Annotated in this window: 13 protein-coding genes; 8 read left to right on the top strand and 5 right to left on the bottom strand. The window is 65.6% G+C overall.

The window, feature by feature from the left end; all coding sequences use genetic code 11:
* Positions 1 to 170 precede the first annotated feature (170 nt).
* Both CT3_RS04670 and CT3_RS04675 read right to left on the bottom strand, forming a co-directional pair.
* On the bottom strand, positions 171 to 1,451 hold the full coding sequence (locus tag CT3_RS04670) for a sigma-70 family RNA polymerase sigma factor (RefSeq protein WP_066539680.1): 1,281 nt from the start codon (positions 1,449 to 1,451) through the stop codon (positions 171 to 173).
* 238 nt (positions 1,452 to 1,689) lie between these two features.
* On the bottom strand, positions 1,690 to 2,139 hold the full coding sequence (locus tag CT3_RS04675; RefSeq protein WP_066539679.1) for a TM2 domain-containing protein: 450 nt from the start codon (positions 2,137 to 2,139) through the stop codon (positions 1,690 to 1,692).
* A 287-nt stretch (positions 2,140 to 2,426) separates the two neighbouring features.
* On the opposite strand from CT3_RS04675, the gene rpsP reads away from it, so the two are divergent.
* The 6 genes from rpsP to CT3_RS04705 all read left to right on the top strand — a co-directional run bounded on the left by rpsP (position 2,427) and on the right by CT3_RS04705 (position 6,610).
* The gene (rpsP, locus tag CT3_RS04680; protein WP_066539673.1) at positions 2,427 to 2,681 is read left to right on the top strand and encodes a 30S ribosomal protein S16; all 255 of its coding nucleotides are present in this window, start codon (positions 2,427 to 2,429) and stop codon (positions 2,679 to 2,681) included.
* A 90-nt stretch (positions 2,682 to 2,771) separates the two neighbouring features.
* Positions 2,772 to 3,341 carry a ribosome maturation factor RimM gene (gene rimM / locus CT3_RS04685; protein WP_066539672.1) on the top strand — a complete coding sequence of 190 codons (570 nt, stop codon included), beginning with the start codon at positions 2,772 to 2,774 and terminating at the stop codon, positions 3,339 to 3,341.
* A gap of 38 nt (positions 3,342 to 3,379) precedes the next feature.
* Positions 3,380 to 4,159 (top strand): tRNA (guanosine(37)-N1)-methyltransferase TrmD, encoded by a 780-nt coding sequence (gene trmD, locus CT3_RS04690; RefSeq protein WP_066539863.1) that lies wholly within the window; start codon positions 3,380 to 3,382, stop codon positions 4,157 to 4,159.
* Positions 4,160 to 4,271: 112 nt separating this feature from the next.
* Positions 4,272 to 4,658 carry a 50S ribosomal protein L19 gene (rplS, locus tag CT3_RS04695; RefSeq protein WP_066539666.1) on the top strand — a complete coding sequence of 129 codons (387 nt, stop codon included), beginning with the start codon at positions 4,272 to 4,274 and terminating at the stop codon, positions 4,656 to 4,658.
* A gap of 164 nt (positions 4,659 to 4,822) precedes the next feature.
* Entirely contained in the window at positions 4,823 to 5,572 is a 750-nt protein-coding gene (locus CT3_RS04700; protein ID WP_066539662.1) for a CoA pyrophosphatase, read from the top strand.
* 60 nt (positions 5,573 to 5,632) lie between these two features.
* On the top strand, positions 5,633 to 6,610 hold the full coding sequence (locus CT3_RS04705; protein ID WP_066539661.1) for a CobD/CbiB family protein: 978 nt from the start codon (positions 5,633 to 5,635) through the stop codon (positions 6,608 to 6,610).
* Positions 6,611 to 6,718: 108 nt separating this feature from the next.
* On the opposite strand, the gene rsgA is transcribed toward CT3_RS04705, so the two are convergent.
* The 3 genes from rsgA to CT3_RS04720 are packed head-to-tail and all read right to left on the bottom strand — an operon-like array spanning position 6,719 to position 9,371.
* Positions 6,719 to 7,705, bottom strand: coding sequence for a ribosome small subunit-dependent GTPase A (rsgA, locus tag CT3_RS04710; protein WP_066539659.1), 987 nt, complete (start codon positions 7,703 to 7,705; stop codon positions 6,719 to 6,721).
* A complete protein-coding gene (locus CT3_RS04715) occupies positions 7,702 to 8,052 on the bottom strand; it encodes a 4a-hydroxytetrahydrobiopterin dehydratase (RefSeq protein ID WP_066539658.1) in 351 nt (116 codons plus the stop codon). The genes rsgA and CT3_RS04715 overlap by 4 nt, the downstream gene beginning before the upstream one ends.
* Complete coding sequence (locus tag CT3_RS04720; RefSeq protein WP_066539656.1) at positions 8,049 to 9,371, bottom strand: M48 family metallopeptidase; 1,323 nt, start codon at positions 9,369 to 9,371, stop codon at positions 8,049 to 8,051. Before CT3_RS04720 ends, CT3_RS04715 begins: the two co-directional genes overlap by 4 nt.
* Positions 9,372 to 9,400: 29 nt before the next feature.
* On the opposite strand from CT3_RS04720, the gene orn reads away from it, so the two are divergent.
* The gene (gene orn / locus CT3_RS04725; RefSeq protein WP_066539654.1) at positions 9,401 to 9,979 is read left to right on the top strand and encodes an oligoribonuclease; all 579 of its coding nucleotides are present in this window, start codon (positions 9,401 to 9,403) and stop codon (positions 9,977 to 9,979) included.
* Between the two features lie 356 nt (positions 9,980 to 10,335).
* Positions 10,336 to 12,408 carry a DEAD/DEAH box helicase gene (locus tag CT3_RS04730; protein ID WP_066539860.1) on the top strand — a complete coding sequence of 691 codons (2,073 nt, stop codon included), beginning with the start codon at positions 10,336 to 10,338 and terminating at the stop codon, positions 12,406 to 12,408.
* The last annotated feature ends 66 nt before the right edge of the window (positions 12,409 to 12,474 follow it).

The raw sequence follows: 12,474 nt of genomic DNA on the forward strand, positions 1-12,474 counted from the left end.
GAAAGAGAAATGAGAGTGCTTCGTTTTCCGGTCTTCGTCGGAAATGGCGTGCCGGAATCCTCGATCTGCAACCCGCAGTCCACGGGACGTGCTGCGGCAGATCTCATGCGGTACAACGCACTCGCGCTGCAAATCCCTCAAAGAAAAGCAGCAGCCTCCTGGAAAAAGCCTCAAGACCGGGTGATGACGATCCACGCCTGCCCGCGGGCTTGCTCGGCCCGCAGCTGTACGGGCAGCATGGCGGGCAGCAGCTGCACCCAGTCGGCGGCGTGGCTGATCTGTACGCGCCCAAACACCCGCAACTGCGCCGCAGAAGGCTCCACCCGCACGGGCTGGGCGCAATAGCGGCTGATGCGCTGGATGGCGGCTTCCAGCGGAAGGTTGTCCAGTTCCAGCCAGCCGTTGCGCCAGGTGGCAACCTCGCCGCCGGGTTGGCTGCGCTGGGGGGCGTGGCCCGCCGTCCAGCGCAGGGTTTCGCCGTCGTGCAGCTCCACGGCCTGGCGTTCTGCCGCGCCGTCCCGCTGGGCCACTTGCACATGGCCTTGCTCCACGGTGACGCGCACGGTGTGCGCATCTTCCAGGGCCACCTCGAAGCGGGTGCCCAGCACGGTGATGCGGGCATTGCCCGCATCCACAATGAAGGCCCGCTGTGCATCGCGCTGTACGTTGAAAAAGGCGGTGCCGCGGTGCAGCTGCACGTGGCGCTGGTGGGCGTAGAAGGCCACGTCGGCCAGGCTCTGTGCATCCAGTGTCAGGCTGCTGCCGTCTGGCAGGGCTTGCAGCAGCGGCTGGTGCTGGGCGGCGCTGAGGGTCAGCTGCCAGGACGGTACCCACTGGCGCCATGCCAGCCAGGCGCTGGAGCCGCCCACGCCGATGCCCGCCAGCGACAGCAGGGCTCCCAGCGTCCGCCGCCGGCCCTTGCGTGCGGCCGGAGCGGGGTCGCCGCGCCAGCGGTGCAATGCCTGCTCGATGGCGTCCATGGCGCGCTGCACTTCGCGCTCCACTGTCTTGACGGAGGTGCCGTGCTGCGCGGCAATGTCGGTCTGGGGGGTGCCATCGAGCCGGTCGGCCAGAAAGATGGCACGGCAGCGAGGGGGCAGGTCGGCCAGCGCATGGTCCACGGCCGCAATGGCCTGGCGCAGGCTGTGGGTGTCTTTCACATCGTCGGTCTGCGCGGGCTGCCACAGTGCCACGCCCTGCAGCGCATCCTGCTGGCGCTTGCGGCGGCGGTAATGGTCAATCACCAGGTTTTCCGCCACGGCATACAGGTAGGCGCGCGAGGAGGGGGTGTGCAACTCCTGCGAGAGCGTGGGCTGGCTCTCGGCAGCGCGCACCCAGGCGTCATGCACCAGGTCATGGGCCTCTTGCCGGTCGCTCATCCTGCGGGCGACAAATCTCACCAGGGAGCGGTAGTTGTCGAGGGCACTGTGCAACAGGGGGGAGGAGGACATGGGCGGCAGCGGCGGCGGTCAGGAATTTTTCTATTCTAGAAAATAGTTCTTATTCTTATTTGGGTGTGTGCATCCAGGCCACAGACCCCTGGGGCTTCTGAAAACCGGTCCTGCGGGTGCGCAGTGTCCAAAGCGTTCTGGCTGTTTTCAGTCGTATCGGACGGCCCGGCAAGCCTGGGTTGCTTCGATTTTGGATAGCAACGGGCCGCCGCAGAGAGGCTGCCGGTGGGGCTTTGCGCTATTGGGAGATCTTGCGCGCTTCTTCGATCTGGTACTCGAAGTAGTGCTGGAAGCTGTAGGCCAGGCTGGCCATCAACACGGCGGCCCCCACCATCAGTGCTGCGGCAATGGCAAAAATCGTGGGCCAGCCGGTACGGCCGGGTGCGGCATCGGGTGCGGCCGAGGGGTTGTGGAGCGCATTCCAGCGCTCGGGCGTGGCCAGGCCGTACAGAATGGCCTTCAGCGCGCAGCCGGCGATGGTGAAGCCCAGCAGCGGAATCAGCACCCAGCTGAGCTGGTCGTCCTGGCCCAGCTGCTGCATGCGCTGGATGCCGTACAGGCCCAGCGCGGTGGGGATGGGCAGCAGCCAGCCGGGCAGATCGCCCAGGCCGTGCAGGTAGAAGCGGTGCAGGCCCAGCGGGCCACCCAGAAAGGCCAGCCAGGCGGCGACGGTCTTGTTCTTGCGCATGCAGGGATTATTCGGGTCCCTGGCCGCCGCGACCAGCTAGGGACTACGCCATGGACTGCCGCCGGGCACTGGCCGGGTGGCTGCATGCCGTGGCCTGCAGGGGCGGAATGCGGCCGGACGGCACTGGACCAGCGCCCGTGATTGCGAGGGGTGTAGGCAGCTTGCACAGAAGCCGCTATAATCGCGAACTTTGCTGCGTGTCGCTGGCCGGGTGGCTATGTCGCGTGTCTCAAACGGAGCAAAAAATGTGGCAGCGCAAGCTGCCTATACCACCCGAAGGATTAATCATGGTCGTTATTCGTCTGTCCCGCGGCGGCTCCAAGGCTCGCCCTTTCTACACCATCGTTGCCGCCGACAAGCGCGTGCGTCGCGACGGTTCGTTCATCGAGCGTCTGGGTTTCTACAACCCCAGCGCCCGTGGCGCTGAAGAAGGCCTGCGCGTGGCGCTGGACCGCGTGACTTACTGGAAGAGCGTTGGTGCTCAGGCTTCCGACACCGTGGAACGCCTGATCAAGCAAGCTGCCGCCAAGGCTGCTGCTTAATCAGCACTTTCCTTAAAACGGGTTCCGTCGGCCAGTCTGACGGAGCCCGTTTTTTTGTTTTCTCTGTGTGCAAACCTGTCAGTGACTGCCATGAGCCAGATGCCCGAACTTGAAGTGACCACCCTGCCTGCCGACGCCGTGGAAGTGGGCCGCATTGCCGATGCCTGGGGCATCAAGGGCTGGTTCAAGGTCATCTCCTACAGCAGTGACGCCGAAGTGCTGCTCACGGCCAAGAACTGGTATTTGCTGCCGGCCGAAAAAGGCGCCAAGCATTTCACCGGCACCGTGCTGTTGCCCGTGAAGCAGGCGCGCACGCACTCGGATTCCATCGTGGCCACCGCGGCAGCCGTGGGAGACCGCAATGCGGCCGAGACCCTGCGCGGCGCGCGCATCTTTGTCTCGCGCACGGCCTTTCCGGCGGCCGACGAAGGCGAGTTCTACTGGGTGGACCTGCTGGGACTGTCCGTGGTCAACCGCGAAGGTGTGGCCATGGGTGTGGTCAAGGATCTGCTGGCCACCGGTCCGCAGACCACGCTGGTGCTGGCCTATGACGAAGGCGGCAAGGAGCGTGAGCGCATGATTCCCTTTGTCGACGCCTATGTGGACAAGGTCGACCTGGCTGGCAAGAGCATTCTGGTGGACTGGCAGCTGGACTACTGATCGGCTGCGAACTGGGGCGCTGCTTGCGCCATGGCACCATGCGTTTTGACATCATTACCCTGTTTCCCGAAATGTTCGCCCCGTTCCTGGAGAGTGGGGTCACACGGCGCGCCTACGCTTCGGGGCAGGTGGCGGTGCATCTGTGGAATCCGCGGGACTACGCCCAGGGCAACTACCGCCGTGTGGACGACCGCCCCTTCGGTGGCGGGCCCGGCATGGTGATGCTGGCCGAGCCGCTGCAGCACTGCCTGGACGCCATCCGCGCCGCGCGTGTGGCGGAGCAGGCGCAGGAAGCCACGCAGCCCGCGCCGCTGGTGCTGTTTTCGCCCATCGGCGCCACGCTCAAGCACGCGGCGGTGGCCGACTGGGCCGGGAGCCAAGGTGCCGTGCTGCTGTGCGGCCGCTATGAAGGCATTGACCAGCGTTTTATCGACACCCATGTCACGCACCAGATCAGCCTGGGTGACTTTGTGCTGTCCGGTGGCGAGCTGGCGGCCATGGTGCTGCTCGACAGCATTGCCCGCCTGCAGCCCGGGGTGCTGAATGACGAAGGCAGTTTTCAGCAAGACAGTTTCAACCCGGCGCTGGATGGTCTGCTGGACTGCCCGCACTACACCCGGCCGGAGCAGTGGCATGGGCAGGAGGTGCCGGCCGCGCTGCTGAGCGGACACCATGCCCAGATCGAGCGCTGGCGCCGCGACCAGCGCCTGCGCATCACGGCCGCCCACCGGCCGGAGCTGATTGCCCAGGCACGCAGCAAGGGTCTGTTGAACGCCAAAGACGAAGCCTATTTGGCAAAAATCGCGTCCCCGCTATAATGGCTGGTTCTTCGATCCTCTATCCGGCCGCTGCATCGGTTTGAATGCAGCCTATAGCGCCAATCCCGGCGCTTGCCAATTCTGGCGCGGACACGATCGAGTGGATGCAACCATGAACCTGATCCAGACCCTCGAGCAAGAGGAAATCGCCCGTCTGAACAAGACCATCCCCGCTTTCGCCCCTGGTGACACCGTCATCGTGAGCGTGAACGTGGTCGAAGGCAGCCGCAAGCGCGTGCAGGCCTACGAAGGCGTGGTGATTGCCAAGCGCAATCGCGGCCTGAACAGCGGCTTCACCGTGCGCAAGATCTCCAGCGGCGAAGGCGTGGAACGTACGTTCCAAACCTACTCCCCTCTGATCGCCGGCATCGAAGTCAAGCGCCGCGGTGACGTGCGCCGTGCCAAGCTGTACTACCTGCGTGAACGCAGCGGCAAGTCGGCTCGCATCAAGGAAAAGCTGCCCCAGCGCGTCAACAAGGCTGCCGTCGCAGCCGCGTAAAGCGCGAACGTGTGGGGCTTGGCCGCTGCGGTGGCCAGGTCATCCACGCGACCGGAGCTTGACCGGAAAAGCCGCTACAGTTCGCTGTGGCGGCTTTTTTTATGCCTGCTGCGTACCCCTTGTCTGCGTACTCCGCTTGCCTGCACCGCTCTGCACCGCCCGCCATGTCCACTGCCTCTTCCGCACCCGCGCCGGCCCCCACGGGTGGCACTGCACCGACAGGGACCCCAGGTCGCCTGCCTCCTGCATTCGATCCGCGCCATGCCCCTCTGGTGGGGGTGGATGCCCATCTGCCGGCGGTGCCGCTGGCCTGGCAGACGGAAGCGGCGCTGCGCCAGCGCTTTGCGGCGGCTGTGCAGTGGGAGCCCGAGCTGCGGCGTGAGCCGCGTTTCTCCGACCGTCCTCCCACCCAGGCCGCCGTGCTGCTGCCGCTGGTGCTGCGCGAGGAACTGACGGTGCTGCTGACCGAGCGCACCACGCATCTGTCCACCCATTCGGGCCAGGTGGCTTTTCCTGGAGGCAAACGTGATCCGGAGGATGTGGATGCGGTGGCCACCGCGCTGCGCGAGGCCCATGAGGAAGTGGGGCTGAATGCGGCCTACGTCCAGGTGCTGGGCTGTCTGCCGGTGTATGCCACCGGCACCGGTTTTCAGGTTACGCCGGTGGTGGCGCTGGTGGACCCGGCGGCGCCGCTGCGGCCCAATCCCTATGAGGTGGCGGATATTTTTGAAGTGCCGCTGCGTTTTGTGCTGGACCCCGCCCACCACGAGCGCCACAGCTACGAGTGGAACGGCATGCAGCGTGAATGGTTTGCCATGCCCTACCAGAACGGCGCCCGCCAGCATTACATTTGGGGCGCCACGGCGGGCATGCTGCGCAATTTCTACCGCTTCATGCAGGTGCCGCTGGCATGAAAATCGTCGCCAGGCTGACGGCCTGAGCAGCGCTTTACCTGCAGCCGGTATTATGGGGGGATGAGTTTTTTCGCCATCCTGATTGCCCTGCTGCTGGAGCAGGCGCGCCCGCTCTCCCGCAGCAACCCGGTGCACGCCGGCCTGCGGGCCTGGACGGTGTCAGTGCGACGCAACTTCGATGCGGGCCAGGCACACCATGGCTGGGTCGCCTGGGCGCTGGCGGCCATCGTGCCGGCGGCGCTGGCGGCGGGCATCTACTGGTTGCTGGACTACTTCATCGGCTGGCCTGCAGCCATGGTGTGGAATGTGGCCATCCTCTACACCACGCTGGGCTTCCGCCAGTTCAGCCACCATTTCACCCGCATCCGCGATGCGCTGGAGGCCGGGGACGAACACGCCGCACGCGAAGCGCTGGCCGACTGGCAACAGGTGGACGCCAGCGAGCTGCCGCGCAGCGAAGTCGTGCGCCATGTGGTCGAGTATTCGGTGATCTGCGCCCACCGCCATGTGTTTGGCGTGCTGCTGTGGTTTGTGGTGCTGTCCATGCTGGGTCTGGGCCCGGCCGGTGCGGTGGTCTACCGCACGGCGGAATACCTGTCGCGCTACTGGTCGCGCCGGTCGATTGCCGGGGCGCCTCCGGTCAGCGAGCGCCTGCAGCAGGCTGCGCGCGCCGCCTGGCAGGCCATGGACTGGCTGCCGGCCCGCGTGACGGCCCTGGGCTTTGCCATTGTGGGCAGCTTTGAAGAGGCGATTGACGGCTGGCGCTACTACGCCCAGCGCTTTCCACATGATAACGATGGTGTGATCCTGGCCGCCACTGCCGGCGCCATCAATGTGCAGTTGGGGGGCGAGGCGCTGCGCCAGCGCGAAGAGCTGGCCACCGGCCCCTTGTATGACGATGAGGAGGGGTCCAGTTCCACCCCCGGCCGTGCGGCCGAGGTCAGCCATCTGCGCAGTGTGGTGGGGCTGGTGTGGCGTTCGGTCGTCGTCTGGATGCTGCTGCTCGCCCTGCTGACCCTGGCGCGCCTGCTGGGCTGAGTGGCGCGCATGCAGCCTTGCTGCCGGCGCCTATGCACCATGTATCTGGGGCGCTGAAGCCTGCGTCGCCGGCCTTCTGTGCCTGCATCTGCCCGGAGCCGGGCAGGCTCAACGCCAGGGTGACTGGCTCAGTTCCTCGAACAGCTCGCTGTAGATGCGGTAGCGGTTCGCGTCAATGTGGTGCGGGCTGCCCTCGTTGTCCACTTCGGCCATCACGGCGCAACCGGGTTCGTGCAGGTGGGTGCAGTTGTAGAACTTGCATTCCTGCGCCTTGGCGCCGATGTCGGGCATGCAGCGCGGCAGGTCGGTGGGGGCGATGTGGTACAGACCGAACTCCTGAAAACCGGGCGAGTCGATCAGCGCGGTGCTGCGCGCCTCGTCCATCCAGTACCAGGTGGTGGTGGTGGTGGTGTGCTTGCCGGAGTTCAGGGCCTGCGAGATCTCGTTGGTGGCCACATTGGCACCGGGCACCAGCAGGTTGATCAGCGTGCTCTTGCCGGAGCCGGACGGGCCCAGCACCAGGGTGCTCTTGCCGGCGAACAGGTCCATCAGCGCTTCGCGCTGATCGGGGTCGTCGCTGGTCAGGTTCAGCGGAATCACGGGGTAGTGGTCGCTGCCGTCTTCGTCCTGGATGGCACGGTAGGCGGACAGGCGCATCCAGGCGTCGAAGAAGGGCTCTTCCAGGTCGCTCTTGTTCAGCGCAATGATGGGCTGGATGTGTGCGTCCTCGGCCGCGATCAGCGCACGCGCCAGCTGGCTTTCGGAAAAAACGGGTTCGGCCGCGATCAGGATCAGCACCTGGTCGATGTTGGCGGCAAACATCTTGGTGCGGATTTCGTCGCGGCGGTACAGCAGGTTGCGGCGCTCCAGCACCTTCTCGATCGTGCCTTCTTCGCCCTGGCCGGGCGGCGGGGCCAGCCACAGCACACGGTCGCCCACGACGGCCTGGCTCTTCTTGCCGCGCGGGTGGCAGATGCGGCGGTGGCCGTCGGCCGTTTCGACCACGCAGTGGCGGCCATGGCTGCCAACCACCAGGCCTTCTTGGGGGGCATTGCCCGCGCTGGAGGCGGGAGGGGCGGATCGGCGTTTGCTCACAGGGTGCTTACCAGGGTGTCGGTGCGCTGGGCGCAGTCAAAGTCGGTGTCGGACAGGCCGCCGGCATCGTGCGTGTTCCAGCGCACGGTGCAGCGGCCGTAGTCCACCTGCAGGCTGGGGTGGTGGTCCTGCTGGTGGGCGATCCAGGCCAGGGCATTGACGAAGGCCAGGGTCTGAAAATAGTTCGCAAAGTGGTAGGTCTTGGCCAGGGCGGTGCCTGCACCTTCGCCCTCGATGGCCCAGCCCGGGTGGCGCACCAGGCGCTGGGCGGCATCGGCGGCGGAAATGGCGTGGCGGCGGGGCAGGCGGGACCAATCGACGGGCTGCAGCTGGGAAGGCGTGGTCATGCGGCGGCTCCTGCAGAGTGGGCCGGAGCCGGCATGCGTGCCAGCCGCTCCAGCGCCGGAGGGTGGGAGTAATAGAACTTCGCGTACACCGGGTCGGGCGTGAGCGTGGAGGCATTGTCCTCGTACAGCTTCAGCAGTGCACTGGCCAGGGCCGAGCCGTCGGCCTGGGTCATGGCATAGGCGTCGGCCTGGAATTCATCGCGGCGCGAGCCCATGGCCACCAGGGGCGAGACAAAAAAGGTGAACACCGGCAGGGCCAGCAGAAACAGCAGCAGCGCCACGGCGTTGTCGTTCCCCTGGGGCATGCCCATGGCCAGCTGCACGCTGGGCAGCACGCCCAGACCGCTGTAGAACCAGGCTTGCTGCGACAGCCAGCCCAGCAGCGCAAAACCGGCCAGGCTGAGTGCGAACATCAGCACCATGCGCTTGGCGATGTGCTTGTGCTTGAAGTGGCCCAGTTCGTGGGCCAGCACGGCTTCCACTTCGTCGCCGTCGAGCTGCTTGAGCAGGGTGTCGTAGAACACCACGCGCTTGGACGAGCCAAAGCCGGTGAAGTAGGCGTTGGCATGGGCAGAGCGGCGGCTGCCGTCCATCACGAACAGGCCCTTGGCCGCAAAGCCGCAGCGCTGCATCAGCGCCGTGACCCGGGCCTTGAGCGATTCATCGGCCAGCGGTTCGAATTTGTTGAACAGCGGGGCGATGAAGCTGGGGAAGATCCACATCAGCAGCACGTTGAACCCCGTCCACAGGCACCAGGCCCAGAGCCACCACAGGCTGCCGGTGGCCAGCATCAGCCACAGCACGGCCGCAGCCAGCGGCAGGCCGATCAGGGCGCCGACCAGCGTGGACTTGAGCAGATCCGCCAGCCACAGGCGCGGTGTCATCTGGTTGAAGCCAAAGCGCTGTTCCAGCACAAAGGTCTGGTAGTAGGACAGCGGCAACTCCAGCAGGCCGGAAATCAGGGCGAAACCGGCCAGCACCGCCAGCTGCTGTGCCAAACCGGTTCCCAGCTGGGTCAGCAGCAATTGGTGCAGCGCATCCAGGCCGCCCAGCAAGGTCCAGCCCAGCAGCATCACCGTGGAGAGCGCCAGGTGCAGCAAGCCCAGCCGGGCCTTGGCCAGGGTGTAGTCGGCGGCCTTCTGGTGCGCAGCCAGGGAGATGCGTTGCGCAAACGGCGCGGGCACGGCGCCCCGGTGCATCGCCACATGGCGTACCTGGCGGGTGCTGAGCCAGAGCTTGAGCAGCAGCTGCAGTGCCAGTGCGGCGGCAAAGGCCAGAGTCAGCAGCAGCGAAGAAGGAAAAGAGTCGGTAGACGGCATGTGCGGCGAGTGTAGGCGACAATTTAGAGATGTCTGATGCCGCCTCCCATGAAACCCCAGTGCTGCCCAAGTCCGACCTGAACCTGGTCTGGCTGGACTGCGAAATGACGGGCCTGCAGCCCGAAACCGACCGCCTGATCGAGATTGCCGTGGTCATCACCAGCGCCGATTTGTCGGTACGTGTGGAAGGGCCGGTGTTTGCCATCCACCAAAGCGATGAACTGCTCAACGGCATGGATGCGTGGAACAAGGGCACGCACGGCAAGAGCGGGCTGGTGGACCGGGTCAAGGCCTCGACCATCACCGAAGCCGATGCCGAGAAGCAACTGATCGCCTTCCTGTCCAAATACGTGCCCAAGGGCAAGGTGCCCCTGTGTGGCAACAGCATTGGCCAGGACCGCCGCTTTCTGGTGCGTTACATGCCCAAGCTGGAGGCCTACTTCCACTACCGCAATGTGGACGTCAGCACCCTCAAGGAGCTGGCCCGCCGCTGGAAACCTTCCGTGGTGGACGGTTTCAAGAAAGCCCAGCGCCACACGGCCCTGGCGGATGTGATCGAGTCCATCGACGAGCTGGCCCACTACCGGGCGCACTTTCTGGCGCTGTAAACGCTGGCGGGCCGCAGGGCGGCGGTGGCCGGCTGCCGCGGCTCTTGCCTGGCTTGGTCGGAGAGGGAGTTCCGATCTGCTATAAGGGGTTTACGTGAAAACCCGAACTGTGCGACAATTGCGGTCTTGCCCCATTACCCGCCACTTTTTTTGTATGGCAGGGCAATCGCGCATCTCCCATCACACACCGGGCCCCATTTTGGCGATACAGGACTGTGGTTCACCTCCACAGCCTCCGCCGCGAAGCACGCCCTCCAGGCTCTTGCAGAGCCGAAGCGTTTGACGGTTGATGTTTTTATGACCGTCAAGCAGCCACCGCAACACCGATGTTGTGGCGCTGCTCGCATGAGAAAACCATGAACGACACACTCCTTGAGCAGGGCATTGCTGCGCCTGCTGCATCTCTTTTGCAATCCGAAGAATCCCAACTGGACGCCATGCTGGCTGCCCAGGACACCGACACCGTGGAAACCGAAGTCGAAGCCGAACCCGAAGTGGAAAACGGTTTTGTGCAGCTGGGCCTGGCGCCCGAGCTGGTGCAGGCCGTGGCCGACCTGGGCTACACCCAGCCCACCGCCGTGCAACAAAAAGCCATTCCCCTGGCCATGGGCGAAGGCGCTGATGCCAACGGTTTCATCGACCTGATGGTGTCCAGCCAGACCGGTTCGGGCAAGACGGCCGCTTTCCTGCTGCCCGTGCTCAACACCCTGATCCAGCAACGCGCTGAGGCCGATGCCGAAGCCAAGGCCGAATTCGACCGCCTGTGCGCCGAAGCCACTGCCAAGGGCGAGCCCACTCCCAAGCGTGCCAAGCGCAAGGACCCGACCAACGCCCGCAACTTCAAGGCTGCCGTGCCCGGCGCCCTGGTGCTGTGCCCCACCCGTGAACTGGCCCAGCAGGTCGCACACGACGCCATCGAGCTGGTGAAGCACTGCCGCGGCATCCGCATCGCCAATGTGGTGGGCGGTATTCCTTACCAGCTGCAAATCGCCAAGCTGCAGAACGCCGACCTGGTGGTGGCCACCCCCGGCCGTCTGCTGGACCTGCAGCGCTCGCTGCAGATCAAGCTGGACAAGGTGCAGTTCCTGGTGGTCGACGAAGCCGACCGCATGCTGGACCTGGGCTTCTCGGACGACCTGGCCGAAGTCAACCAGATGACCGCCCAGCGCAAGCAGACCATGATGTTCAGCGCCACGTTCGCACCGCGCGTGCAGCAACTGGCCATGCGCGTGATGCACGACAACGGCGCCGGCGTGAAGAAGGTGACCGTGGACACCCCCCAGGAAAAGCACGCCAACATCAAGCAGGCGCTGTTCTGGGCCGACAACGCCCAGCACAAGCGCAAGCTGCTGGACCACTGGCTGCGTGACACCTCCATCAACCAGGCCATCGTGTTTGCTTCCACCCAGGTGGAATGCGACGGCCTGGCCACCGACCTGCAGCAGGAAGGCTTCTCGGCCGTGGCACTGCACGGCGCCCTGAGCCAGGGTCTGCGCAACCGCCGCCTGATGGCGCTGCGCAACGGCCAGGTGCAGGTGCTGGTGGCCACCGATGTGGCTGCACGCGGCATCGACGTGCCCACCATCACCCACGTGTTCAACTACGGCCTGCCGATGAAGGCGGAAGACTACACCCACCGCATTGGCCGTACCGGTCGCGCTGGTCGTGAAGGCATTGCCGTGACGTTTGCGGAATTCCGCGACCGCCGCCGTGTGTTCGACATCGAAGGCTATACCCGCCAGCAGTTCAAGGCCGAAGTGGTGCCTGGCCTGGAGCCGGTGCAACGCTTCCCTGCCGCTGGTGAGCGCGATGGCCGCCGTGGCGGTGGTGGTGCCGGTGGCCGTGGTGGCTTCGGTGGTCGCCGTGATGGCGACGGCTATGGCCGCAAGCAAGGCTTTGGTGACCGCGGCGGTGACCGTGGTGGCTTCGGCGGCGGACGTGAACGCAGCTTCGGTGGCGACCGTGGCGGTTTTGGTGGCGACCGCGCCCCCCGCTTTGGCGGTGACCGTGAACAACGCGGTTTCGGCGGCCAGGACCGTGGTGGCTTCGGCGACCGTGGCGAGCGCAACTTCGGTGGCGATCGCGGCGGCTTTGGTGGCCAGGACCGTGGTGGCTACGCTCCGCGTGACGAGCGCTCGTTCGGCGGCCGTCGTGACGGCGCTGGCGACGGCTATGCCCGCAAGAGCTTTGGTGACCGTGCTCCCGAGCGCAGCGACCGTGGTGGCTTTGGCCGCTCGGAAGCCCCGCGTGGCGAAGCCCGCAGCTTTGGTGGCGGCGACAGCCGTGGTTTTGGTGGTGGTGAACGCCGCAGCGGTGGTTTTGCCGGCAAGCAGCACACCGGTGCGCCCAAGCCGTACGCACCGCGTGGCGGTGACCGCGAACACGGCGCTGGCCGTGGTGGCAAGGGTTTCTCGCGCAACGATCGCTGATCTGCGCGCAGCGGTGCTGCAGGGGGCGGTTAAGATGCACTCCACGCTTTTGCAAGGAATGCATCC

The organism is Comamonas terrigena NBRC 13299 (assembly GCF_006740045.1).
Lineage (GTDB): Bacteria > Pseudomonadota > Gammaproteobacteria > Burkholderiales > Burkholderiaceae_C > Comamonas > Comamonas terrigena.

Bases quoted from the DNA above. Each gene is read 5' to 3' on its own strand.
- CT3_RS04670 (WP_066539680.1), bottom strand. From the start codon at position 1,451: ATGTCCTCCTCCCCCCTGTTGCACAGTGCCCTCGACAACTACCGCTCC.
- CT3_RS04675 (WP_066539679.1), bottom strand. From the start codon at position 2,139: ATGCGCAAGAACAAGACCGTCGCCGCCTGGCTGGCCTTTCTGGGTGGC.
- rpsP (WP_066539673.1), top strand. From the start codon at position 2,427: ATGGTCGTTATTCGTCTGTCCCGCGGCGGCTCCAAGGCTCGCCCTTTC.
- rimM (WP_066539672.1), top strand. From the start codon at position 2,772: ATGAGCCAGATGCCCGAACTTGAAGTGACCACCCTGCCTGCCGACGCC.
- trmD (WP_066539863.1), top strand. From the start codon at position 3,380: ATGCGTTTTGACATCATTACCCTGTTTCCCGAAATGTTCGCCCCGTTC.
- rplS (WP_066539666.1), top strand. From the start codon at position 4,272: ATGAACCTGATCCAGACCCTCGAGCAAGAGGAAATCGCCCGTCTGAAC.
- CT3_RS04700 (WP_066539662.1), top strand. From the start codon at position 4,823: ATGTCCACTGCCTCTTCCGCACCCGCGCCGGCCCCCACGGGTGGCACT.
- CT3_RS04705 (WP_066539661.1), top strand. From the start codon at position 5,633: ATGAGTTTTTTCGCCATCCTGATTGCCCTGCTGCTGGAGCAGGCGCGC.
- CT3_RS04715 (WP_066539658.1), bottom strand. From the start codon at position 8,052: ATGACCACGCCTTCCCAGCTGCAGCCCGTCGATTGGTCCCGCCTGCCC.
- CT3_RS04720 (WP_066539656.1), bottom strand. From the start codon at position 9,371: ATGCCGTCTACCGACTCTTTTCCTTCTTCGCTGCTGCTGACTCTGGCC.
- orn (WP_066539654.1), top strand. From the start codon at position 9,401: ATGTCTGATGCCGCCTCCCATGAAACCCCAGTGCTGCCCAAGTCCGAC.
- CT3_RS04730 (WP_066539860.1), top strand. From the start codon at position 10,336: ATGAACGACACACTCCTTGAGCAGGGCATTGCTGCGCCTGCTGCATCT.